Here is a 22,634-nt window from a genome sequence, read left to right as displayed (position 1 = left end):
AGCATGGCCGACACACGAAGCGAATTCGCCCCGACCGAGCGCTATGATCTGAACGCGCATGGCCGCGAGCTGATCCTCGACGCCCGCGGCGTCGCCGTCACCTTCAAGGTCGAGGGTGGCACCGTCGACGCCGTCCGCGACGTCTCGTTCCAGCTGCACAAGGGCGAGACCATCGCCGTGGTGGGCGAGAGCGGCTCCGGCAAGTCGGTGACGGCGCGCACCGTCATGGGGCTGTTGTCGAAGCGGGCGACGGTGGCGAAGAACGCCCGCATCCTGTTCGAGGGCCAGAACGTGCTCGCCTTCAGCGACGCGCAGAAGCGAAAGCTGCGCGGCAACCGCTTCTCGATGATCTTCCAGGAGCCGATGAGCTCGCTGAACCCGGTCTACACGATCGGCCAGCAGATCGCCGAGGTGCTGCACCTGCACAACAAGATCAGCCGCGCCGACGCGCGCGCGCGGGTTCTGGAGTTGCTGAAGGAAGTGCAGATCCCCGACCCGGAAGCGCGGATCAAGCAGTATCCGCACCAGCTTTCCGGCGGCCAGCGCCAGCGCGTGATGATCGCCATGGCGCTTGCCAACCGGCCCGACATCCTGATCGCCGACGAGCCGACCACCGCCCTCGACGTCACCGTGCAGGCGCAGATCCTCAATCTGATCAAGGATCTGCAGAAGCGCTACGGCATGGCGGTGATCCTGATCACCCATGACCTGACGATCGTCCGGCAGTTCTCCGACTATGTCTATGTGATGCAGAATGGCGAAGTGAAGGAGCACAACGTCACCGAGGCGCTGTTCCAGAATCCGCGCCACGCCTATACCCGCCACCTGCTCGCTTCCGAGCCGAAGGGATCCGCCAATCCGCTGCCGGAAGGCACCTCCGTCATCCTGGAAGGGCGCAATGTCCGCGTCGCCTACACGCTGAAGCGCGGCGGGTTGTTCAAGCCCGACTATTTCGAGCTGCTCGCCTGCGACAATCTCAGCCTCGACCTGCGCCGGCACGAGACGCTCGGCATAGTCGGCGAGAGCGGTTCCGGCAAGACCACCTTCGGCCAGGCGCTGATCCGGCTGATCCAGCATTCGACCGGCGAGATCCTGTTCGACGGCGAACCGATCCACGACAAGGACCGCAAGGCGATGCGGCCGCTGCGCTCGCGCATGCAGATCGTCTTCCAGGACCCGTTCTCGTCGCTGAACCCGCGCATGTCGATCGGCCAGATCATCGAGGAAGGGCTTGTTGTCAACGACATCGGCGCCGATCGTCGCGACCGGCTCGAACGGGTCCGCAAGGCGCTGCGCGACGCCGGCATGCCCGACAGCATCCTGTCGCGCTTCCCGCACGAATTCTCCGGCGGCCAACGCCAGCGCATCGCCATCGCCCGCGCCATCGCGCTGGAGCCGGAATTCATCCTGCTCGACGAGCCAACCTCGGCGCTCGACCTCTCCGTGCAGGCGCAGATCATCGATCTCCTGCGCAAGCTGCAGGACGAAAAGGGCCTCTCCTACCTGTTCATCTCGCACGACCTGAAGGTCGTTCGCGCGCTCTGCCACCGCGTCATCGTCATGCAGCACGGCAGGATCGTCGAACAGGGACCGGTCAGCGAGGTGCTCACCCGACCGCAAAACGCATACACGGCCCGCCTCGTCCGCGCCGCGTTTGAAATAGCCGCCTAATCTTACTACCGGAGCTTCTCCCCATGACTGCCAATCCCAGGATCACCTTCATCGGCGCCGGCTCGACCGTGTTCATGAAGAACATCGTCGGCGACGTGCTGCAGCGTCCGGCCCTTGCCGGCGCGACGATCGCGCTGATGGACATCAACCCGCAGCGCCTCGAAGAAAGCGCCATCGTCGTCCGCAAGATCGCCTCCACGCTCGACGTTCCCGCCAAGGTCGAAACCTACACGGATCAGAAGAAGGCGCTCCAGGGTGCAAACTTCGTCGTCGTCGCCTTCCAGATCGGCGGCTACGACCCCTGCACGATCACCGATTTCGAGGTGCCGAAGCGCTACGGCCTGCGCCAGACCATCGCCGACACGCTCGGCGTCGGCGGCATCATGCGCGGCCTCCGCACCGTGCCGCATCTCTGGAAGATCTGCGAGGACATGCTCGCCATCTGCCCGGACGCCGTGATGCTGCAATATGTGAACCCGATGGCGATCAACACCTGGTCGATCACGGCGAAATACCCGACGATCAAGCAGGTCGGCCTTTGCCACTCCGTCCAGGGCACGGCGATGGAACTGGCGCACGACCTCGACATTCCCTACGAGGAAATCCGCTATCGTTCCGCCGGCATCAACCACATGGCGTTCTACCTGAAGTTCGAGCACCGCCAGGCCGACGGCTCGTACCGCGATCTCTACCCCGACCTCGTCCGCGGCTACCGCGAAGGCCGCGCGCCAAAACCCGGCTGGAACCCGCGCTGCCCCAACAAGGTGCGCTACGAGATGCTGACGCGGCTCGGCTATTTCGTGACCGAGAGCTCGGAGCATTTCGCCGAGTACACGCCCTATTTCATCAAGGAAGGCCGCGAGGACCTGATCGAGAAGTTCGGCATCCCGCTCGACGAATATCCCAAGCGCTGCATCGAGCAGATCGCGCGCTGGAAGAACCAGGCGGAGGAATACCGCACCGCCGACCGCATCGAGGTCTCGCAGAGCAAGGAATACGCCTCCGAGATCATCAACTCGATCTGGACCGGCGAGCCGTCGGTGATCTACGGCAACGTCCGCAACAATGGCTGCATCCCTTCGCTGCCGGCCGATTGCGCGGCGGAAGTGCCCTGCCTGGTCGACGCCTCGGGGATCCAGCCGACCTATATCGGCGAGCTGCCGCCGCAGCTGACCGCGCTGATGCGCACCAACATCAACGTGCAGGAACTGACGGTGAAGGCGCTGCTGACGGAGAACCGCGAGCACATCTACCACGCCGCGATGATGGACCCGCACACGGCGGCCGAGCTCGACCTCGACCAGATCTGGCACCTGGTCGACGATTTGCTGGCGGCGCATGGCGAATGGCTGCCGGAATGGGCGCGCGGCACGGCCAAGCAGCGCGTCGCATAGGCTACTCCGGCGCGTCTTCACCCGAAGACGCGCTGTGAGGCGCGCGGCTTGGTTCCGTTCCCCTCCCCGGCAGGAAGCTGCGCGCAGGCCCCGGCGATTTCCCCTCGCCGGGGCCTTTCTTCATTCCGATCGCCGAGCCGTCCCCCGGCGGCCAGCCTCTACCGGCCCATATAGGCGCGGCGGGCGATCTGGTCTTCCAGGCTCAGCCAGCGGCGCGACACCTCGTCGTCGTTCTGGCGCGAGGCTTCGCGCGCCTCGCCCTGCAGCGCGCGCAGCCGCTCGACCGGCAGTTCGATATTGGCGTCTAGCTCCTCGGCAATCTCAATAAAGCGTTCGGCCGCGGCCTGACTGCCGAGCAGCGGCGCCGCGTCCTCGGCGAGGAAGCGGTCCCAGGAGAGCGTCGGCTCGTAGCCGAAGCGGGCGAAGGCGAGATAGGAGAGCTCGACCGTCGCATGATAGGGCGACGGCTCGCCCCAAACGGTCAGGCCCTGCATGCCGACATCGGCGCAGAACTTGTTCATGTCGGCGAAGACGCGGCCATTGAAGGCATAGCGCTCGGTGCGCCGGTCGCCGTTCCACTGGCAGGCGAACTGGCAGCGCAGCACGTTCGGCTGCGTCGGCAGCTTCTCGACATCAGCCCGGGTCAGTTCCTTCTGCAGCCGGCCCCAGAAGGTGCGGTTGGTGGTGTGCTGGTAGATCGCGCCCTTCGGCATGCTGCGCTGGGCGTCATGGGCGACCGGATCGAACAGATTGTCCCACTGCAGCTCGCTGTAGATCCAGGCGTCCGGCTTCTTTGCCTTCGCCGCGCGATAAAGGCGCGGGAAATTCTCGGCCATGTCGGTGTGCGACCATGAATCGCCGTGATCGTCGACGCGGCGGGCGGCCTCGGCCTCGTTGTTGCGACGGGCGACGCAGCGCGCGCAGCCGCAGACGCCATAGTCGCCGCTCTCGATGTTGACGCCACCGATCTCGAAGGTGTCGGCGAGCCAGGAGACCGCCTCCTCCATCCAGTCCATCGTCTCCGGCGCGCTCGGGCACGCGCTCATGGTGTAGTCGGAGCGCGGGAAATTGAGCGGGAAGTCGAGGTCGGCGATCTGGAAGCCGACGCCCTTCTCCATGCTGGCGGCATGCTGCGGGTTCTTCTTCAGCCATGTGGCGAGATTGTAGGGATGGTCGCCCTCCCAGTAGACGCCGCCATAGGAGCCGATGGCGATGCCGGGAACGATGCGCACGCCGCGCTCGGTCGCATAGCGGCAGAGTTCCTGCGCTGCCTCGATGCCGCCATGCGTATTGCGCAGGAAGCCGTAGATGACGACCGACGGAATGCGGTTGCGGCTGGCGAAATCGACCAAGCGCGTATAGTCGCCGAGGAAGCCGGACGGCGGCTTGCCATAGGGATTGAAGACGCCGATCTCCTGATGGCCGACCTGCGACAATTCCCAGTTGGTCGAATGGTCCCAGGTCCAGAAGGTGCGATAGGCGAGGCCAGGCGCCACACGACGCTCACCGGCTGGAACCTGCACGGCGCCATCTGCCACGCGGGCGCGCGCGATCAGCTCCTCGGCGCCGTAGATGACGCCGGAGAAGGGGCCACCCGCGATGACGATCTCGGCGTCGGAGCCGTTACGCGGCTTGACCGTCAGCGTGAAGGCACCCTCGGCGAGCGAGCGATCCTCGACCAGGCGGACAACCGGAAGGCTCGTGGAAGCCGCAGCGAGCGGCACGAATTCCAGCATCGGAAAGGCTGCCCGGAGCCGCCGCGCCGCATGCACATGGCGCTCGCCATGCTCCAGTGCGACCCGCCCCGCGATCCGGACTTCATTCGCTCCAGCCATCCCGTCATCCTCCTCATGCCATGCGCTTGCGTGTCGCCGCGACGTCGCCGGCGATGTTGACAGGATTGCCCATCCAGTATCAAATATCAACGTCGACTATCGTCAGTGATAAATCATTGGAATGAAGCCCGCCGGCCCCGTTCGGCGGCGCCTGGGAGGGCGAGCATGACGTCTGGCTTGGAACTCGAACAGACCTGGCCCCTCCCGACCCGGCCGCGCCCGATCACGATCATCGGCGCCGGTGACATCGTCACCAGCGCCCATCTGCCCGCCTATCGCAAGATCGGCCTGCCGGTCGCCGGCATCTTCGATCTCGACCTAGATAAGGCGCGCGCCGTCGCCGCCGAGTTCGATATTCCCGTCGTGCATGAAAGTCTGGCCGCGGCGATCGCCGCGCGTACCGACGACACCGTGTTCGACCTCGCTCTGCCGCCGGCCGCCATCCTCGGCGCGGTCGAGCAACTGCCGGTCGGCAGCGCCGCGCTGATCCAGAAGCCGCTCGGCGCCAATCTCTCGGCAGCGCGCCAAATCGTCGAGGCGATCGACGCGCGCAAGATCACCGCGGCGACCAATTTCCAGCTCCGCTACACGCCGTCCATGCTGGCGATCCGCGACGCCGTCCGGCGCGGCCTGCTCGGCGACGTCGTCGAGCTCGAAGTGCGGCTCGCCATCTACATGCCGTGGGAGATGTGGTCGTTCATCCCGCATCTCGACGCCGTCGAGATCCCACTGCACTCGATCCATTATCTTGACTGGATTCGTTCGATCCTCGGCGAACCGGAAAGCGTCTACGCCAAGACGGTGCCGCATCCGCGCTATCCCGACCTCAAGGATGCGCGCTCCAGCATCATCCTCGACTATGGTGCGCGCGCCCGCTGCAACCTGTCGCTCAACCACACCTACAATTATGGCCCCAAGCACATCGACGCAACGATCCGCGTCGAAGGCACCAAGGGCTGCGCCCATCTCGATCTCGGCTATCTGCACGACTACCTGAAGCCGGTGCCGGAAAAGCTCGAGGTCATCGTCGAGGGCAGCGATTGGACGGAGATCCCGCTGGTCGGGGAGCGCGTGCCGGACGCATTCGGCGCCGTCATGTCCAATCTGCAGCGCTATGTGGCGGGCGAGGACAGCGTGCTCGACACGGATGTGCACGACTCGATCCGCACCATGGCACTCGTCGATGCCTGCCTGGCGTCGAGCCGTCTCGGCGGCGTCGTGCCGAAGACCACCTGATCAAAATCATCTGAGAGCTGAAACACTTAGGCTGCCGCATCCGATGCGGCGGCCCGAACTTTGCCGTCCGTCTGCCGGCTCCAATCGGAATGGTTTCTTATAAGAAATCTCTATTTCAATAGAAAAATCGCTGTGCTAGCGTTGACGCATGGCCGCCCACAAAACCCGTCTCAAGGGCGGCGGCCATGGCGGGGTGACAGGGATGCTGACCGCTCGTATCGCGCCTTCGTTCGGCTGCCCGGCGCTTGCTGCCGGCAGCGATGGCGACGCGTCGAGCGGCCTTTCGACGAACCCGATCGACGGTCGACCGCGACAGGGCCGGACCGGACCGAATTCCTGAAGCAGTGCGACAGAAACCTGACGGAAAGGGACACACAATGAAGCCAACACCATTCGGGAACGGCCGCTCGGGCCGCTCCGTCCGCGGCATGCTCGCCGGCCTCGCCTTCGCCTCGATGACCGCGCTCGGCGGCCAGGCAGCCCTGGCGCAGGACGTCACGACCATCCGCGTGCTGAACTGGGAGCCGGGCGGCGCCGACTACTGGAAGGCGCTCGTCGCCGAGTTCGAGAAGCAGAACCCGACCATCAAGGTCGAGCTCGAGACCGTGCCGTTCGACCGCTATCCGGAAGTCCAGGGCCCCTACATCACGACCAAGAGCGGCCCGGACGTGATGGAGAACAATGCTGGCCTCGAACTGTTCGATCGCCGCCGCGCCTATGAGCAGCTGCCGCCGGAAGTTCTGGAGGCCGGCAAGGACCTGATTACCTATAGCGGCGGCTGCCTGAACTTCGACACCAGCCAAGCCTGCTACGGCCTGCCCTTCGGCTACCAGGGCAACGTCATGTACTACAACAAGAAGGTGCTGACGGAGGCCGGCCTCGACGCCGCCAACCCGCCCAAGACCTGGGACGAGATGAACGCCGCTTGCGAGAAGGTGAAGGCCGCCGGCAAGACCTGCCTCGCCATCGGCCTGTCCGGCATCTTCCCGGCCTACTGGAACTTCCCCGAGGTCGCGCGCAACTACCTGACCGAAGACGACATGCGCGCCATGCTCGCCGGCAAGATGCCCTGGACCGACCCGAAGATGGTCAACGTCCTCAAGGGCCTCGCCTCGATCACCGAGAAGGGCTGGACCAATTCCAGCGCCCCCTCGATCACCATGCTGCCGGACGGCGCCGACATTTTCCAGAGCGGCAACGCCGCCTTCGCCGGCACCATCATCTCGGACGCCGCCAACTGGGCCGCCTTCGGCAAGATCCTCGGCGACGAGAATCTCGGCGCCATGCGCTGGCCGACCATCGTCGCCGACGCACCGCTCGCCGGCAGCTTCTCCGGCATCGAAAGCTCGGTCTTCGGCGTCTCCGCCTGGAGCGACAAGAAGGACGCCGCCTTCCAGTTCGTGAAGTTCATGGCCGGCAAGGAGAATGCCGAGCTTCTGACCAAGGTCGCCGGCGGCATCTCGCTCAACAAGAATGTCGACCCGTCGATCCTGCCGAAGTCCGAGGCGCTCACCCAGATCCTCGAGATCATCAAGAAGCCGACGCTGCATGCCGGCGTGCTGCTCTCCGGCCAGGAAGCCGATGCGCTCGCCCGCGGCTGGCAGGAAGTCTCGCTCGGCCGCCTGTCGATCGAGGACTGGACGGCGCGGATGCAGACCGCGCTCGAGCAGAGCCCGAGCAAGCGCCAGTAACAACCGCGCTCGCGACAAGATCGCGGGGAGGCCGACGAGGCCTCCCCGCCCCAACCCGCAACAGGCAGGAGTTTCGATGGCTGAGCTGGCCAATCTGGCGAGAGGCGCGGGCGACGCGCGCGCGAGGCCCTTCATCCGGCGCGACATGCTCATCGCCATACTGTTCGTGCTGCCGGGACTGGCGCTCGCCATCCTGTTCAAGCTGGTGCCGCTCGTGCGGACGATCTGGCTCAGCCTGCAGGAGACGCGCGGCTTCGAGGACCCGACCTTCGCCGGCCTAGCCAATTACCGCGCCATGGTGGCCGACCCTGCCGTCGCGGATTCGTTCCGCAATGCGCTGATCGCCTTCGCGACGCTACCGATCTGGATCGTGCTGCCGCTGGTGCTGGCCTTCCTCCTGTTCCAGAAGACGCCGGGCTGGAAGTTCTTCCGCGCCGCCTTCTTCCTGCCCTACATGATCGCGCCGATCGTCGTCGGCATCATGTTCCGCCAGATCCTGGCGCCGGACGGCCCGCTCAATGCGGTGCTGCGTGCCATCGGCCTGGCGCCGCTCGCCATCGAATGGCTGAACGGCCCGACCAGCGCGCTGCTGGCGCTGACCGCCGTCGCGCTCTGGAGCTTCTTCGGCCTCGGCGTGCTGACCTATCTCTCCGGCCTCTCGACCGTCTCCGAGGAAGTGGTGGAGGCGGCCAAACTCGACGGCGCCGGCTTCTGGCAACTGCTCTTCCACATCATCATGCCGCTGCTCAAATCGGTGATCGGCTACTGGGCCGTGCTGTGCACCTCCGGCATCCTGATCTGGATGTTCCCGCTGATCTACGCGCTGACCAAGGGCGGGCCGGGCACGGCGACCGTGCTGCCGGAATTCCTCGTCTTCACGACAACCTTCCAGTTCATGGATCGCGGCAAGGGCGCGGCGATCGGCATGGCGCTGTTCGTGTTCGTCGCCATCGTCTCCGCCTTCGTCGTCCGTCGCATGTATGTGGAAGGGAGCAAGCCCCGATGAAGTCCTCCGCCCCCGCCCCGCAGGTGACGATCTCCTCGGTCCGCATCGCGCTGACGCGCTGGCTGGTGACGAGCGTCCTCGTCGTGCTCGCCGTGGTGACGCTCTATCCGCTGATCTTCACGGTGATCAACTCGCTGAAAAGCCGAGCCGATTTCGCCGCCGATCCGCTCGGCTTCGTCACCGACATCACCTTCGACAACTACATCGAGACCTTCCAGCGCATGCAGGTCGGCCGGCTGCTGGTCAACAGCATCATCACCACGGCGGGCGGGCTTGTTCTCTCCACCGTCGCGGCGCTGTTCATCGCCTATGCCGTCACCAAGCTGAAGATCCGCGGCGGCAACTACATCTTCCTGTTCATCATCGCCATGCTGGTGATCCCGAGCCAGGTGATCATCTATCCGCTCTACGAGACGATCCTCGACCTCGGCTTCGGCGGTACCTACCAGGGCCTGATCTTCGCCTATGCGGCCTTCGGGCTGCCGCTCGGCACCTATCTGCTGTCGGCCTATTTCCGGGCGATTCCGGACGAGCTGATCGAGGCAGCGCGCCTCGATGGCGCCGGCGACATCCGCATCCTGTTCTCGATCCTGCTGCCGATCTCGATCCCGGCGATCGCGGCGCTCTCCATCCTGAACTTCGTCTGGATGTGGAACGACCTGCTCTTGCCGCTCGTCATCATGGGCGGATCCGACAAGAAGACGCTGATGGTCGGCGTAGCGCTGCTTTCCGGACAGTACGACGTCTCGATCCCGCTGATCAGCGCCGGGCTGATCGTCGCCCTGCTGCCGGTGATCCTCGTCTACATGCTGTTCCAGCGCCAGATCCTGTCCGGCGCCATCGCCGGCGCGGTGCGGTGAGGCGCGGCCCCGGGGCGGCGGCGCGGTCGGCCGCCCTCCCGCCCCCGCTGTCAGCGGCCGGGGCTGCCGACGGGACCGCCGGTATCGACCAGCGGGAACTTCGGCTCGGCGAGCTGGCCGCCCAGCAGCCCGGTGATCGTCTGGGCCGCCTCGAACAGCCGCCGGTTGGCGTCGTCAAGCGGCACCTTTTCGGTCGAGGAAGCGAGAAACGGCATGGTGATCACGGCCGGGGCGAACCCTTCCGAATCGAGGATCGGGAAGCTGACATCGGTGATGCCCTTGAGCGCCTCGCCGGCGATCATCTCGTAGCCGACCGAACGCACCACCTCGACGCGTCGGCGCAGCCACTCGACCTCGCTCTTCGGCGCGGTCTGTCCGATCGCCTCGAACAGCCATTCCTGCACCGCCGGTGGCTGATAGGCGATCAGCAGACGGCCGGACGCGGTCCGGATGGCCGGGTTCTGCGTGCCGACGCGCAGGCGGAAACCGAGCGGCGCCGGGCTGTCGACCTGGGCGACGACGCGGATGGAAAGCCCGTCCAGCACCGCCAGGTGGAACGCCTGATAGGCGTCGATCGCCACCCGGTTCAACACCGGCCGCGCCGCATCGACCAGCCGCCGCATCGGCGGATAGCGATAGGACAGGTCGTGCAGCTTGCTCGACAGCACCAGGCTTTCCTCGCCCGGCGGCCGCTGGATGTAGCCGCGGCGCTCCAGCGCGACGACGACGCGGTAGACCTCCTGCAGCGAACGCCCGAGCTGCTGGGCGATCTGGCTCGGCGTCACGCCTTCGGAGAGGCTCGCCAAAAGCTCGAGCACGTCGAGCCCCTTTTCCAGCGCCGGCGCGCTATAAGCGGGCTTGGCGACCGCGTCGCTGAGCACCGGCTTGGCGGATCGGGTGGCGGAGACCTTGCCAGCAGCGGCCTTGGCCGGCCGCTTGGCCGCTGGCTTCGCTGGGGATTTGACGGTCGCCTTCGACGCGACCTTCGCTTCCGCTGCGTCGGCGCCCTTCGCCGCTGCCCTGCTCTCGGCCTTCGCCGTCTTGCGGGCGGGCTTTGGACTATCGACGCCGCTCCCGCCGGATGGCCGCTTGGCTGTGGTCATAGCGATTCTCCTTTGGTGCCCGTCATTGCCGCGCCGACACGGCGGCGCAAGGCGACATTTGCGCCGATACTGCCTCTTGATGATATCACATATCAACTCTTGATATCATCAGTGATAGAAAATAGGGTAGCTTCAACAATCGACCCGATCGCGACCCTCCCTTCGTCGTCTCCGCACAGAGTAGAAAATGGGCCTGAACGCTAAGCAACTGGCGCAATGCACCGTCGACTTCGACAAGGACGGCAAGCAGAGCGGCTATTTCAACCTGCCGCTGTCCGTCCATGATGACGCCTGGGGCGTGATCCGCGTGCCGCTGGCCGTGATCAAGAATGGCGACGGCCCGACCGTCATCCTCGAAGGCGGCAATCACGGCGACGAATATGAGGGACCGATTGCGCTCGGTGAGCTCATCCGCGATCTGGATCCCGGCCTCGTCTCGGGGCGGCTGATCTTCATCCCGGCGATCAACCTGCCGGCGGTCAACGCCGCCCGCCGCACCTCGCCGATCGACGACCTCAACATGAACCGGACTTTTCCGGGCAATTTCAACGGCACGACGACGCAGCAGATCTCCGCCTTCGTCAACGACGCGCTGTTTCCGATGGGCGATGCCTTCCTCGACCTGCATTCCGGTGGCTCGTCGCTCGACCTGATGCCGAGCTCGGTGATCGAACCCGTCGCCGATCCCGTCCAGCACGCCAAGAACGTCGCCGCCGTCACCGCCTTCGATGCGCCGCTGGTCGTCGTCATCGACAATCGCGGCGACACCCGCACCGCGACCGCCTCCGCCGCCCGCGCCGGCCTGACCGTTGTCGGCACCGAGATGGCCGGCGGCGGCACCGTCTCGATCGACGCGCTCGACATCTGCCGCCGCGGCGTGCGCAACGTGCTGGCGCATCTCGGCGTGCTGCCGCCGGAGATGGCCACGCCTCCCCGCGCCGAGCCGCGGCTGTTCGAGCTGCCGGGTTCGGACGCCTATGTCATCTCCGACGATGACGGCGTGTTCGAGCCTTTCCACAGGAACGGCACGATGGTATCGCGGGGCCAGCCGGCCGGCCGCGTCCATTTCCTCGCCCATCCGGATCGCAGGCCGGCGGAACTCGTCTATGCCGCCGACGGCATCCTCTACGGCCGCCGCCAACCCGGCCGCGTCAAACCCGGCAATTGCTGCCTCGTCGTCGCCTCGCCCTATGGGGGTTCGCTGAAATGATCACGCTCCAGGACATCCAGGCGGCCGCCAAGCGGATCGCGCCGCATATCCGCCGGACGCCGAACATCCGCGCCACGGCGCTGGCCGAGCCCGTCACCGAGGCCACGCTGTCGCTGAAGCTCGAAAGCCTGCAGCCGACGGGCTCGTTCAAGGCGCGCGGCGCCACCAACAAGCTGCTGACGACGCCGAAGGAAGAGCTCGCCGGCGGTGTCGTCACCGCCTCGGGCGGCAATCACGGCCTCGCCACCGCCCGCGCCGCGCGGCTTGCCGGCGTGCCGGCGACGATCTTCGTGCCGAAGAGCATCACCGCCGCCAAGGTCGAGAAGCTGAAGCGCTGGGGTGCCACGGTCGAGATCATCGGCGACATCTGGAACGAGACGAACCTGCACGCGCTCGCCTTCGCCAAGGAAAACGGCGCCGCCTATTTCCACCCCTTCGCCGATGCCAATGTCATCGCTGGCCAGGGCACCACGGCGCTCGAGCTGCTGGAAGAGGTGCCCGACGTCGACACCGTCCTGGTGGCGATCGGCGGTGGCGGTCTGATTTCCGGCATGGGCGTCGCCATCAAGACGCTGAAGCCGTCGGTCCGGATCATCGGCATCGAGCCGGAAGGCTCACCGACTCTCAAGGCTTCGCTCGACGCCGGCCGCGTCGTCCGCCTGCCTGCCGTGACCAGCCGCGTCGCCACCATGTCCTGCGCCGAGACGGACCAGGGCGTGTTCGAGCTGGTCCGCGACCATGTCGACGACATCGTGCTGGTCTCGGACGAGGCGATGCTGGAGGCGAGCCGCTGGCTCTGGTTCGAGATGGGCATCGCCGCCGATCTCTCCGGCGCCGCCGCCATCGCTGCGCTGCAGACCAAGGTGCTGTCCTTCCCGGCCGGCCATTCCGTCGGAGCGCTCGTCTGCGGCGCAGGTCCCGACGCTCTGGTCTAGTCGACCGCCACGAGAACGAATTGGCGCGTCGGGGCCTGCGGCCCGGACGCGCCGTTCCCGGCGGCGCCTCGCGGAGGAAGCGCGTTTCTGGCGCCAATGCGCCATTCTTCCCGCCCGCCTGCCCCCGCCGCGCCACCCTCGCGCGCCGATGGCGCCGGCGCGCCCCGATCCTCTCTGCACGCACCCTTTATTTTCTCGGCGATTGGTCCAAGAATGAGGGGTCCACTATGTTAAGCGTGAGGCAGAGGACCGTCCTAGAAGGCGTGGCAACAACGCCGAAGGCGGTCCACGGACAGGGAAGAACCGCCATGGGCTTCGAGCGCAGATTCGCGCCGGATTTCGAGGTTATCGTCTGCGCGCCGTCGGAATCGTTTCGCTGGAACGTGCACGATTACCCCCACCATCTGGCGAAGTGGCACCATCACCCGGAGTATGAGCTGCACCTGATCCAGGAGAGCTCTGGCGAGATGATGATCGGCGACTATGTCGGCGACTTCCAGGCCGGCTGCCTGGTGCTGACCGGACCGGACCTGCCGCACAACTGGGTCAGCGCCATCCTGCCCGGCGCCCGCATTGCCGATCGCGACATGCTGATCCAGTTCAGCCCGGCCTTCGCCGACAAGGTCGTCAGCCTGTGTCCCGAGTTTCACGATCTGGGCACCCTGTTCGCCGACGCGGCGCGCGGCATCGAATTCAGCGGCGAGGCGGCCGAGACCGGCCGCCGGCTGCTGCGCGAGATCGGCGCCGCCAGCGGACCGCAGCGCCTGGTCCTATTCCTGGAGCTGATGACCGCGCTGGCGGAGCGGCCGGCGGAGCGGCGGATCCTGTCGCGGGCGGCGGCCGGTGCCCCCACCCGCTCGTCCGGCAAGCTGGAAGTCGCCATCAGCCATATCCTGGAGAATTTCGCCGCGCCGATCCGGCTATCGCAGGTGGCGAGCCTCTGCGGCATGGAAGCGAGCGCCTTCTCGCGCTTCTTCAAGAAGCAGACCGGCCATACCTTCGCCCGCTATGTGAACTGCACCCGGGTCCACTCGGCCTGCAATCTGCTGAGCCGGAGCGACAAGCCGGTCACCGACATCTGCTTCGAGGTCGGCTTCAACAACGTCGCCAATTTCAACCGCCAGTTTGTCAAGATCTGCGGGCGATCGCCCTCGGCCTATCGCCGCGATTCCCGGCGTATCGGCACCGTCACGCGCTGGGATCAGGCGGCCGAAGCCCGGATTTGACGGTGCGTCGGTGGGCCTTGGCGTGCCGACAAAATTGTACAGATGCGGCCGCAAACAAGCGTAGTGGGGCGCATCGCGCTCTTCTAGAGTCCCGAGCAGAAGCCATGCGGTCGATCGGCAGGTCCGAGGCCCGGAGGTGGGTCCCGCCAGCTTCGTGGAGGTTAGGCATACGGCACGCTTCATCAACGACATGAAGCGTTCGCTTGGGTCACGCACTGCGGACGCGTCCCTTTCCGGAGTGACGCAGGATCCAGGATCGCCGTCGACAATCCGAGGGAGGACGAGGAATGTCTGGTTTGAAGCGTATGATGCTCGGCGCCATCGCCGCGGGCCTGATGGCCGGCGTGGCTCCGGCCAAGGCCGACTTCTGGGCCGATGCCGGCAAGGATCTGGCCGGAACGACCATTCGCGGTGTCTCCGAGAGCACACCGCCATCCAACTACGTCAAGGACGTGCTGGCCCCCGCCTTCACCAAGGCGACCGGCATCAATGTCGAGTTCGAGGCGACGTCCTGGGACCAGATGTACGACAAGGCGATCAAGGACATGGAGGCCAATACCGGCATCTATGACTTCGTCTATATCGAGCAGGACGCCGTCTACGGCTATCTCGCCCGCGACTTCCTGGTCGACCTGACCAAATTCTTTGAAGAGAACCCGAAGCTCAAGGCGCCCGACTACGATCCGGCCAACTTCACCACCTTCGCCAACTACTTCAAGGGCAAGGACGGCGATCTGTTCGGCGTACCGATGGAAGCCTTCATCAAGGTCTACCTCTACCGCAAGGACCTGTTCGAGGATCCGGAGGTCAAGGCTGCCTTCAAGGCGAAGTACAATCGCGACCTCGCCCCGGCGAAGACACACGCCGAATACACCGAGATCGCCGATTTCTTCACCCAGTGGGGCAAGGACAAGGGCATCGAGCTCTGGGGCACGACCGTCCAGGCCAATACCGGACACCCGTCGTCCTGGTATGAATATGTCGAGACCGTCGCGCCGACCTTCGGCGTCTACAACTGGGGCATCGACGCGGCCAACAATTATGCGGCGACCGTCGAGCATGGCGGCAAGATGAACAGCCCCGAAGCCAAGGCGGCGCTGGAGTACTGGCTCGCCTTGCTCAAGAATGCCCCGCCGGAATCGACCGCATCGACCTGGGACGAGGTCGCTGCAACCTTCGGCGCCGGCCGCGCCGCGCAGGGTCTCGTCTATGGCGAGAACGCTGCCTGGATCGCCACCGACGCCAACAAGTCGAAGGTTGTCGGCAAGGTCGGCGTCGCCCTGCCGCCGGTGGAGCCCGGCGTGATGGAAGCCGCCGAGGCCGGAACCGGCTATATCGGCTACTATGACGGCGGCGCCTTCGGCATCCCGCATTCGTCGAAGAACAAGGCGGCCGCCGCCCTCTTCCTCGAATACATCGCCCAGCCTTCCGTGCAGGCCGACTGGGCCGTCGCCGGTTCCCGCATCACCCTGCAGGGCACCTACGACGATCCGAAGGTCAAGGCGCAGGACGCCAAGACGGACGGCTACTACACGCTGATGCGCGACCAGGGCAAACTGTTCGCCGGCGCACCTCCGTATCCGTTCCACAACCAGCTGCGCGAGACGGTCGCCCCGATCTTCTACCAGGCGATCACCGGCGAGCTCTCGGCCTCCGACGCGCTCGACCAGATGGCGGCGGCTTCGGAAGCCGAACTGACCAAGCTCGGCTACCGCAAGTAAGCGTCGCTTCGGCCTGACGGGCGGGGTCCTCCCAGCGGGATCCCGCCCGTTCTTCCAGCGGCACGCGACCATCGCCCGCGCTCGCCTGCCGGCCGTATCGCCGCCGCGCGACGCCACGCCCGATCCCCCGCGGCAACAGGAGAACCAGCTTCATGCGCTCTCAATCCGTCGGCTGGTTGTTTCTCGCCCCGACCCTTCTGATCCTGTTCGTGTTCGGCGTCTGGCCCTTCGTCTATGTGACGGTGATCAGCTTCTTCCACTGGAACAGCTTCGCCGCCGACCCGACGATGCGCTTCGCCGGCCTCGGCAACTATCGCGAGCTGGTGTTCGACAAGGGCTTCCTCATGGCCCTCTGGAACACGCTGAAATTCGGCGTCTTCGCTGTCGTCAGCCAGATCATCCTCGGCTATCTGCTGGCGCAATTGTTCATGAAGGATTTCCCGTTCAAGGGCTTCTTCCGCACGATCCACACGCTGCCGCTGATGATCGCCCCGGTCGCCGTCGGCGCCACCTGGCGCCTGATGACCGTGCCTGGCCTCGGCCCGATCCCCTATTATCTCGACAAGTGGTTCGGCTATGAATTCCTGATCAGCCGCTATGTCGGCCAGGCCTTCCTGACCACCGTCGTCATGGACATCTGGCACTGGACGCCGCTCGTCACGCTGACGCTGCTGGCGGCGCTTTCCTCGATGCCGAAGGAACCGTTCGAGCAGGCGCAGATCGACGGCGCCAACCGCGTCCAGACCTTCTGGTACGTGACGCTGCCGATGCTGAAGCCCGCCATCCTGTCGGCCGTCTTCATCCGCCTGATGGACGCGATGCGTACCGTCGACGAGGTCTGGATGCTGACCGGCGGCGGCCCCGGCGCGGCCACCCGCTATATCGGCCTCTACATCTGGCGCGTCGTCTTCCCGAAGACGGACTATGGCTACGGCTCGGCCATGTCGCTGATCACGCTCTATCTCACCATCGTGTTGTGCTGGCTGCTCTATGCCGGTCTCGTCGCCCGCCGCGATCTGAGGAAGCCCGAATGACCCGCAATCGCCCCTTCCTGTCGATCCTGTTCTGGCTCGTCTCCAGCCTGGTGACCCTGTTCCCGATCTACTGGATGTTCATCGTCTCGGCGAAGAGCCGCGTCGAGCTGTTCGGCGCACCGAACTTCATCATCAAGACGTTCTTCTCGGAAAACTACATCAAGACGCTGACCGACCCGACCTTCCAGAAATACATGTTCAACTCGATCGTCGTGGCGACCACCAATGCCGCGCTCGTCACGACGCTGGCCCTGTTCGCCACCTATGCGCTGGCGCGCTACAAGCTGACGGGCAAGGAGAACATCTTCTTCTGGACGATCACAAACCGGATGGCGCCGCCGGCGGCGTTCCTGCTGCCCTTGTTCCTGCTCTACACGCAGGTGTTCGTCGTCGGCGACTGGAAGCTGTTCGACACGCGGACGGGCCTGATCCTGCTCTATTGCGTGTTCAACCTGCCCTTCGCGATCTGGACGCTGCGGGGCGTCATCGAGGCGATCCCCTCCGAATTGGACGAGGCGGCCTATGTCGACGGCGCCAAGACCTGGCAGGTGATCTGGTACATCATCCTGCCGCTGGCGAAGCCCGGCCTCGCCGTCACCGGCATCCTGACCTGGGTGTTCGCCTGGAACGAGTATCTGTTCGCGGCGACGCTAACGAGCGTGCATGCCCGCACCATCACGACCGGCCTCGCCGAATTCGTCACGGTGACCGGTACCAACTGGGGCCAGATGGCGGCGACCGCCATGCTGACCCTGATCCCGGCGATCGTCTTCCTTGCGCTGGTGCAGAAGCACATCGTCGCCGGCCTGACCTTCGGCGCCGTGAAGGGATGAACGGGATGGCAAGCGATCTCACCGGCACGCCCGGAAACGGCAACGGAGCGCCGAAGCGCCCCGGCCGGCCCGACGGCTTCCTGCCGATCGACACCAATCTGTTCGACCGCGTCTTCATCGCGGTGGTGCTGTTCGTCGCCATCCATTTGTTCTGGATGCGCTTCGTCGAACAGTCGCTGTCGATCTATGTGGCGACGGCGATCTCGATCGTCGTCGGCGCCATCATCATCAAGCGCGGCTAGGCCGCCTGAAGAAAGAAAAGGGGCCGCTCCGAGGCGGGAGCGGCCCTTGTTCACGTGAGTCTTTCGCCCGCCTTACATGCCCATGGCGTGCGGCAGCCAGAGCACGGTCTGCGGCACGAAGGTGATGATCAGCAACACCACGAGCACGATGCCGACGATCGGCAGGCTGGCCCAGATCACGTCGCGCATCGGAACTTTGGCGATCGACTGGGTGATCAGCAGATTGAGGCCGAGCGGCGGATGGATCAGGCCAACCATCAGGTTGAGTACGATCACCAGGCCGAAATGCGTGGGATCGATCCCGAAGCTGGTCGCGGCCGGAAGGAAGATCGGCACCAGGATGATCGTCGCCGGCGTCGAATCGAGGAACATGCCCGCGACGAGGAAGACCAGGTTGACGATCAGCAGGAATTCCCACGGCGACAGCTCGGCGCCGTGCAGGAGGTTCTGGATGTCGCGCGGAATGCCGTGCACGACGACCAGATAGGCGATGAACGAGCTGACCGCGACCACCAGCATGATGTTGGCCGTCTGCAGCCCGGCATCGGTCAGCATGGCCGGGAATTGCCGCCACTTGAACTCGCGGTGGATGATCCAGCCGATGAAGATCGCGTAGAGCACCAGCACCGCGCCGAGCTCGGTGACGGTGAACAGCCCGCCCTTGGCGCCCACGATGAGCAGCAGCGGCATGGAGAGCGCCCAGGCGCTGCCCTTGAACTGCCGGCCGATCACGCCCCAGGACTGGCGGCCCCGCGCCGGCAGGTCGTGCCGCTTGGCATACAGCATGACATAGGCGATCAGCGCCGAAGCGATCAGCAGACCCGGGATATAGGCGCCGACGAACAGCTTGGTGATCGAGACCTGGGCGATGACGCCGTAGATCACCAGCGGGATGCTGGGCGGGATGATCGGACCGATGACCGCGGCGCCGGCGGTGAGCGCCGCCGCGAAGCCGCCGGAATAGCCCTGCTTGCGCATCTCCGGGATCAGCAGCGCGCCGCTCGCCGAAGCGTCGGCGACGGCCGAGCCCGAGATGCCGGCCAGGAACACGTTGGTTCCGACATTGACGACGCCGGACGAGCCGCGAACGCGGCCCAGCGCCGAGGAGAACAGGTCGACCACACGGGTGGTGATGCCGCCGCTGTTCATCACCAGCGCCGCGAGGATGAAGAACGGCACGGCGAGCAGCGGGAACGAGTCGATGCCGTTGACCATCTTCTGGGCGAGGATGAAGCCCGGCATGCCCCAGACGGCCACGATGATGAGGGCGGCGACGCCGAGCGCGATGGCGATCGGCACCGCCAGCAGGGTCAGCGTGAAGAAGACCGCAGCGAGAACGGCAAGCATCGTCATGACGGGAGGCTTTCGGTCCGAGTGGCATGGCCTTCGGCCACGGCCCTGGCCTGCGCCTCGCGCGCGGCGGCGGCCGAGGGCGCCAGGATGCGCTCGATGATGAAGAACAGGCCGAGGCCGGCGAAGGCGACGAGCGAGCCGTAGAACCAGGCGAAGGGCAGCCCCGTCGCCGGCGCGATCTTCTGGCCGACGACGGCCATCAGGTGGCGGCCATAGACCACCAGCATGACCAGGAAGGCAGCCGTGGCGAGGTCGATCAGGATGCCGAGCCGCTTGAACAGGTCGGCGTTCAGCTTGTCATGCAGGAAATCGATGACGATCAGCTCGCGGCGGCTGATCAGCAGGGCGGCGCCGAGGAAGGTGAGCCAGATGAAGAGAAGGCGAGAGATTTCCGCCATCCCCGGCGTCGCCGCGCCGATGAAGTAGCGCGAGAAGACCTGCACGCAGACGAGAAGGACGATCGCGAGCAGCAAGGCCCCGACCAGAAAGCCGAGCAGGCGGCGAAGGAGATCGCCGATCCGGACGAGGATGCTTGTCATCATGACCCCCAGGGGAGAGAAGCCCGCCGCACCGAGGCGGCGGGCCGGGTCTTACTGGACCGCGCGGAACTTGGCGATGATCGGCTCGAGCGCCGGATCGTACTTCGCCTCCTTGGCCTTCTCCATGAAGGGTGCGAGGTCCGGCTTGTGCACGACGACACCCTCGGCGACCAGCTTGTCCAGCACCTTGGCCTGGGCCTCGGTGGTGTAGCCCTTGTACCAGTCGGCGCTGGCATCGGCGGCGGCGTTGATCGCGCCGCGGACGCGCTCGTCCTGGCCCTGGTACCAGTCCGAATTGCACATGAAGCCCATGGTCTCGGCCATGTGGTTGGTCATGACCAGATGCTTGGCGACTTCGTAGAAGCGCTTGTCCTGGATGGCGAAGAGCGGCTGCTCGACACCGTCGACGACGCCCTGCTGCACGGCCGTGTAGACTTCCTCGAAGGCAACGGTCGCCGGATTGGCGCCAAGCGCGCGGATCGATTCGATATAGGCCGGGATGCCGGGCGCGCGGATCTTGCGGCCCTGCAGGTCGTCGAGGCTGTCGGCGGGCTTGGTCACCAGGAACTGGCGGAAGCCGTGATAGGCCGGGCCGACGACGCGGAAGCCGGCGTCCTTGGCGATCGAATCCAGGACCTCCTGGCCGACCGGGCCGCGCCAGATGCGGAAGAAATGGTCTTCGTCGCGGTAGATATAGGCGACGCCCTCGACATTGGCGGCCGGATGGAAGGAGCCGAGAACGCCGACGCTCTCATACATGCATTCGAGCACGCCGCCCTTCACCTGCTCGACCATTTCGTCGACGGTGCCGAGATGCGAACCGGGAAACAGCTCGATGGCGACGTCGCTGCCGAGCTCGGCTTCCATCTTCTCCTTGAAGACCTGCATGGCCTTCGTGTCCGGGCTGTCGTCGGAACCCGCGCCGCCGATGCGGATTGTGACGCCGGCATGGGCCGAGACGGTGGTGATCGCTGCGACACAGACGGCAGCAAGAAGCGTCTTCAACATCCTGTATTCCCCTCAGTGGTTCTTGTTATCCCGGCACGTCGCATGCGCGCACGCGCCGGCCTGCGCAGTCAATCCAGTCCCGTTGCTTGTGCGTGGTTCAAGAAACGATACTTGATTATTGATAGTTCGCAAGCCTGTCTCGACGGCAAGCCCCTGCCCGATATCCGGGCAAGCACCGGCCATGGACGGTCGCGCGCCTCAGGCGATCTCGCCGATCGTGTCATCGAGCGCGTCGACGAGTAGGTCGATCTCGGCCTCGCTGACGATGAAGGGCGGCGTGATCTGGATGTGGTCGCCACCCTGGCCGAAATTGGCGCCCGGCACGCCGCCGCCGATGATGACGCCGCGCTCCTTCATGCCGGAAACCAGCCGCGAGGTGAAGTTCTTCTCGGCTGGGAACGGCGCGCGCGTCGCCCGGTCGGCCACGAATTCGACGCCGCCATAGAGGCCGCGGCCGCGCACTTCGCCAATACAAGGATGGCGCTGCTGCAGGTCGTTCAGCCGGGCATGCAGATGCTTGCCGATGGTGCCGGCGCGGGTGAACAGGCCCTCCTTCGACATGATGTCGAAAACCTGCTGGCCGATGAAGCAGGACGTCGGATGGCCGCTATAGGTGAAGCCATGCACGAAGCGCTTGCGGCTCTCGCGGAAGAAATTGGTGATCTTGTCGTTGATCAGCACGGCACCGAGCGGCGCGTAGCCGCTGCCGATCGCCTTGCCGCAGGTGATCATGTCCGGCACGACGTCCCAATCCTCGATCGCGAACGGTCGGCCGGTGCGGCCATAGCCGGCCAGCACTTCGTCGGCGACGAACAGGATGCCGTAGCGATCGCAGATCTCGCGGATACGCTTGTAGTAATCCGGGCGCGGCACCAGGCCGGAGGCGGTGGTGCCGACGATCGTCTCGGCGAAGAAGGCGGAGACGGTCTCCGGCCCTTCAAGGTTGATCGCCCGCTCCAGCTCGTCGGCGCAGTCGAGCGTGCAACCGCCCTTATCCTTGCAATAGGCGCAGCGATACTCGTAGGGCGGCGCGATATGGATCACCGGCAGCATGTAGGGCGCATAGGGCGCGCGCCAGCTGGTGCGACCCGACAGCGACAGCGTCGCGATGGTCACGCCGTGATAGCTCTGCCAGCGCGAGATGATCTTCTGGCGCTGCGTGTCACCGCGCTCGAGATGATACTGGCGGGCGAGCTTCAGCGCCGTCTCGTTGGCCTCCGAGCCGCCCGAGACGAAATAGACCGAATCGATCCCCTTCGGCGCGACGGAGAGGATCGATTTGCCGAATTCTTCCTGCCAGGGCGTCGTGAACTGGGCCGAATAGGCGAAGGTCACGGCATCGCCGGCGGCCGCCAGCGCCTGGTAGATCTCGGTGCGGCCATGGCCGATGCCGATGACGCCGGCGCTGCCCATGCCATCGAGATAGGACTTGCCGTCGGCGTCATAGAGATAGACGCCGCTGCCGCGGACCGCGGTCGGAAGCTCGGTCGCATAGTCCCGGGAAAAAATCGACGACACCTGGCTCTCCTGCTGGGCGGTCGCCACCCATTTCAGGGCAGCTGGATTGGCAGCCCTGCGGGCCGCCGGATGGCGGCGCGCAACATCCAGTGTGTGGCCATCCCTGTCAATATCGATTATTGATAAAATGACCGTCGAAAAGGACAGGATATTGCCGATCGGCCAGGCCGCCGCCCCTGCGCATCGCCGATCGCGCTCAAGATGCGGGACGAGAGAATT

The 22,634-nt window shown here is 65.5% G+C and carries 19 protein-coding genes; 13 read left to right on the top strand and 6 right to left on the bottom strand.

What is annotated here, in order from left to right:
- Positions 1–3 precede the first annotated feature (3 nt).
- Both G342_RS0111175 and melA read left to right on the top strand, forming a co-directional pair.
- Positions 4–1,671 carry an ABC transporter ATP-binding protein gene (locus G342_RS0111175; protein ID WP_018183228.1) on the top strand — a complete coding sequence of 556 codons (1,668 nt, stop codon included), beginning with the start codon at positions 4–6 and terminating at the stop codon, positions 1,669–1,671.
- Between the two features lie 23 nt (positions 1,672–1,694).
- Positions 1,695–3,065, top strand: coding sequence for an alpha-glucosidase/alpha-galactosidase (gene melA, locus G342_RS0111170; protein WP_018183227.1), 1,371 nt, complete (start codon positions 1,695–1,697; stop codon positions 3,063–3,065).
- Between the two features lie 158 nt (positions 3,066–3,223).
- On the opposite strand, the gene G342_RS0111165 is transcribed toward melA, so the two are convergent.
- A complete protein-coding gene (locus tag G342_RS0111165; RefSeq protein WP_018183226.1) occupies positions 3,224–4,900 on the bottom strand; it encodes a hypothetical protein in 1,677 nt (558 codons plus the stop codon).
- A gap of 165 nt (positions 4,901–5,065) precedes the next feature.
- Here G342_RS0111165 and G342_RS0111160 point away from each other — a divergent pair, with 165 nt between their 5' ends.
- From G342_RS0111160 to G342_RS0111140, 4 genes are all read left to right on the top strand, one after another.
- Positions 5,066–6,136, top strand: coding sequence for a Gfo/Idh/MocA family protein (locus G342_RS0111160; protein ID WP_018183225.1), 1,071 nt, complete (start codon positions 5,066–5,068; stop codon positions 6,134–6,136).
- 377 nt (positions 6,137–6,513) lie between these two features.
- Positions 6,514–7,827, top strand: coding sequence for an ABC transporter substrate-binding protein (locus G342_RS0111150; RefSeq protein ID WP_018183223.1), 1,314 nt, complete (start codon positions 6,514–6,516; stop codon positions 7,825–7,827).
- A gap of 76 nt (positions 7,828–7,903) precedes the next feature.
- Positions 7,904–8,833: a carbohydrate ABC transporter permease gene (locus G342_RS0111145; RefSeq protein WP_018183222.1), complete on the top strand. Its 930-nt coding sequence runs from the start codon at positions 7,904–7,906 to the stop codon at positions 8,831–8,833.
- Positions 8,830–9,693: a carbohydrate ABC transporter permease gene (locus tag G342_RS0111140; protein WP_018183221.1), complete on the top strand. Its 864-nt coding sequence runs from the start codon at positions 8,830–8,832 to the stop codon at positions 9,691–9,693. Before G342_RS0111145 ends, G342_RS0111140 begins: the two co-directional genes overlap by 4 nt.
- Before the next feature lie 50 nt (positions 9,694–9,743).
- On the opposite strand, the gene G342_RS25270 is transcribed toward G342_RS0111140, so the two are convergent.
- The gene (locus tag G342_RS25270; RefSeq protein WP_018183220.1) at positions 9,744–10,796 is read right to left on the bottom strand and encodes an IclR family transcriptional regulator; all 1,053 of its coding nucleotides are present in this window, start codon (positions 10,794–10,796) and stop codon (positions 9,744–9,746) included.
- Positions 10,797–10,983: 187 nt separating this feature from the next.
- Between G342_RS25270 and G342_RS0111130 the strand changes: the two genes are divergently transcribed.
- From G342_RS0111130 to G342_RS0111100, 7 genes are all read left to right on the top strand, one after another.
- Positions 10,984–12,006, top strand: coding sequence for a succinylglutamate desuccinylase/aspartoacylase family protein (locus G342_RS0111130; protein ID WP_018183219.1), 1,023 nt, complete (start codon positions 10,984–10,986; stop codon positions 12,004–12,006).
- Positions 12,003–12,941 (top strand): threonine ammonia-lyase, encoded by a 939-nt coding sequence (locus G342_RS0111125; RefSeq protein ID WP_018183218.1) that lies wholly within the window; start codon positions 12,003–12,005, stop codon positions 12,939–12,941. The genes G342_RS0111130 and G342_RS0111125 overlap by 4 nt, the downstream gene beginning before the upstream one ends.
- Before the next feature lie 308 nt (positions 12,942–13,249).
- Positions 13,250–14,167, top strand: coding sequence for an AraC family transcriptional regulator (locus G342_RS0111120; RefSeq protein ID WP_018183217.1), 918 nt, complete (start codon positions 13,250–13,252; stop codon positions 14,165–14,167).
- A 305-nt stretch (positions 14,168–14,472) separates the two neighbouring features.
- Positions 14,473–15,888 (top strand): extracellular solute-binding protein, encoded by a 1,416-nt coding sequence (locus tag G342_RS0111115; RefSeq protein WP_018183216.1) that lies wholly within the window; start codon positions 14,473–14,475, stop codon positions 15,886–15,888.
- Between the two features lie 152 nt (positions 15,889–16,040).
- On the top strand, positions 16,041–16,922 hold the full coding sequence (locus tag G342_RS0111110) for a carbohydrate ABC transporter permease (RefSeq protein WP_018183215.1): 882 nt from the start codon (positions 16,041–16,043) through the stop codon (positions 16,920–16,922).
- Entirely contained in the window at positions 16,919–17,755 is an 837-nt protein-coding gene (locus tag G342_RS0111105) for a carbohydrate ABC transporter permease (RefSeq protein WP_018183214.1), read from the top strand. Before G342_RS0111110 ends, G342_RS0111105 begins: the two co-directional genes overlap by 4 nt.
- A 5-nt stretch (positions 17,756–17,760) precedes the next feature.
- Entirely contained in the window at positions 17,761–17,997 is a 237-nt protein-coding gene (locus tag G342_RS0111100) for a DUF2160 family membrane protein (RefSeq protein ID WP_018183213.1), read from the top strand.
- 72 nt (positions 17,998–18,069) lie between these two features.
- Here the strand turns inward: G342_RS0111100 and G342_RS0111095 are convergent, their stop codons facing one another.
- From G342_RS0111095 to G342_RS0111080, 4 genes are all read right to left on the bottom strand, one after another.
- Positions 18,070–19,350, bottom strand: a complete 1,281-nt coding sequence (locus G342_RS0111095; RefSeq protein ID WP_018183212.1) for a TRAP transporter large permease — start codon at positions 19,348–19,350, stop codon at positions 18,070–18,072.
- Positions 19,347–19,892, bottom strand: coding sequence for a TRAP transporter small permease (locus G342_RS0111090; protein ID WP_018183211.1), 546 nt, complete (start codon positions 19,890–19,892; stop codon positions 19,347–19,349). The genes G342_RS0111095 and G342_RS0111090 overlap by 4 nt, the downstream gene beginning before the upstream one ends.
- A 48-nt stretch (positions 19,893–19,940) precedes the next feature.
- Complete coding sequence (locus tag G342_RS0111085) at positions 19,941–20,897, bottom strand: TRAP transporter substrate-binding protein (RefSeq protein ID WP_018183210.1); 957 nt, start codon at positions 20,895–20,897, stop codon at positions 19,941–19,943.
- A 198-nt stretch (positions 20,898–21,095) separates the two neighbouring features.
- Complete coding sequence (locus G342_RS0111080) at positions 21,096–22,415, bottom strand: aminotransferase family protein (RefSeq protein WP_026304333.1); 1,320 nt, start codon at positions 22,413–22,415, stop codon at positions 21,096–21,098.
- Positions 22,416–22,634 lie beyond the last annotated feature (219 nt).

Source organism: Kaistia granuli DSM 23481 (genome assembly GCF_000380505.1).
In the GTDB taxonomy this organism is placed as follows: Bacteria; Pseudomonadota; Alphaproteobacteria; order Rhizobiales; family Kaistiaceae; genus Kaistia; species Kaistia granuli.
This window is presented reverse-complemented; position numbering and strand designations above follow the sequence as displayed.

Bases quoted from the DNA above. Each gene is read 5' to 3' on its own strand.
- G342_RS0111095 (WP_018183212.1), bottom strand. From the start codon at position 19,350: ATGACGATGCTTGCCGTTCTCGCTGCGGTCTTCTTCACGCTGACCCTG.
- G342_RS0111150 (WP_018183223.1), top strand. From the start codon at position 6,514: ATGAAGCCAACACCATTCGGGAACGGCCGCTCGGGCCGCTCCGTCCGC.
- G342_RS0111120 (WP_018183217.1), top strand. From the start codon at position 13,250: ATGGGCTTCGAGCGCAGATTCGCGCCGGATTTCGAGGTTATCGTCTGC.
- G342_RS0111090 (WP_018183211.1), bottom strand. From the start codon at position 19,892: ATGATGACAAGCATCCTCGTCCGGATCGGCGATCTCCTTCGCCGCCTG.
- G342_RS0111115 (WP_018183216.1), top strand. From the start codon at position 14,473: ATGATGCTCGGCGCCATCGCCGCGGGCCTGATGGCCGGCGTGGCTCCG.
- melA (WP_018183227.1), top strand. From the start codon at position 1,695: ATGACTGCCAATCCCAGGATCACCTTCATCGGCGCCGGCTCGACCGTG.
- G342_RS0111145 (WP_018183222.1), top strand. From the start codon at position 7,904: ATGGCTGAGCTGGCCAATCTGGCGAGAGGCGCGGGCGACGCGCGCGCG.
- G342_RS0111130 (WP_018183219.1), top strand. From the start codon at position 10,984: ATGGGCCTGAACGCTAAGCAACTGGCGCAATGCACCGTCGACTTCGAC.
- G342_RS0111165 (WP_018183226.1), bottom strand. From the start codon at position 4,900: ATGGCTGGAGCGAATGAAGTCCGGATCGCGGGGCGGGTCGCACTGGAG.
- G342_RS0111085 (WP_018183210.1), bottom strand. From the start codon at position 20,897: ATGTTGAAGACGCTTCTTGCTGCCGTCTGTGTCGCAGCGATCACCACC.
- G342_RS25270 (WP_018183220.1), bottom strand. From the start codon at position 10,796: ATGACCACAGCCAAGCGGCCATCCGGCGGGAGCGGCGTCGATAGTCCA.
- G342_RS0111175 (WP_018183228.1), top strand. From the start codon at position 4: ATGGCCGACACACGAAGCGAATTCGCCCCGACCGAGCGCTATGATCTG.
- G342_RS0111125 (WP_018183218.1), top strand. From the start codon at position 12,003: ATGATCACGCTCCAGGACATCCAGGCGGCCGCCAAGCGGATCGCGCCG.
- G342_RS0111100 (WP_018183213.1), top strand. From the start codon at position 17,761: ATGGCAAGCGATCTCACCGGCACGCCCGGAAACGGCAACGGAGCGCCG.
- G342_RS0111140 (WP_018183221.1), top strand. From the start codon at position 8,830: ATGAAGTCCTCCGCCCCCGCCCCGCAGGTGACGATCTCCTCGGTCCGC.
- G342_RS0111110 (WP_018183215.1), top strand. From the start codon at position 16,041: ATGCGCTCTCAATCCGTCGGCTGGTTGTTTCTCGCCCCGACCCTTCTG.
- G342_RS0111105 (WP_018183214.1), top strand. From the start codon at position 16,919: ATGACCCGCAATCGCCCCTTCCTGTCGATCCTGTTCTGGCTCGTCTCC.
- G342_RS0111160 (WP_018183225.1), top strand. From the start codon at position 5,066: ATGACGTCTGGCTTGGAACTCGAACAGACCTGGCCCCTCCCGACCCGG.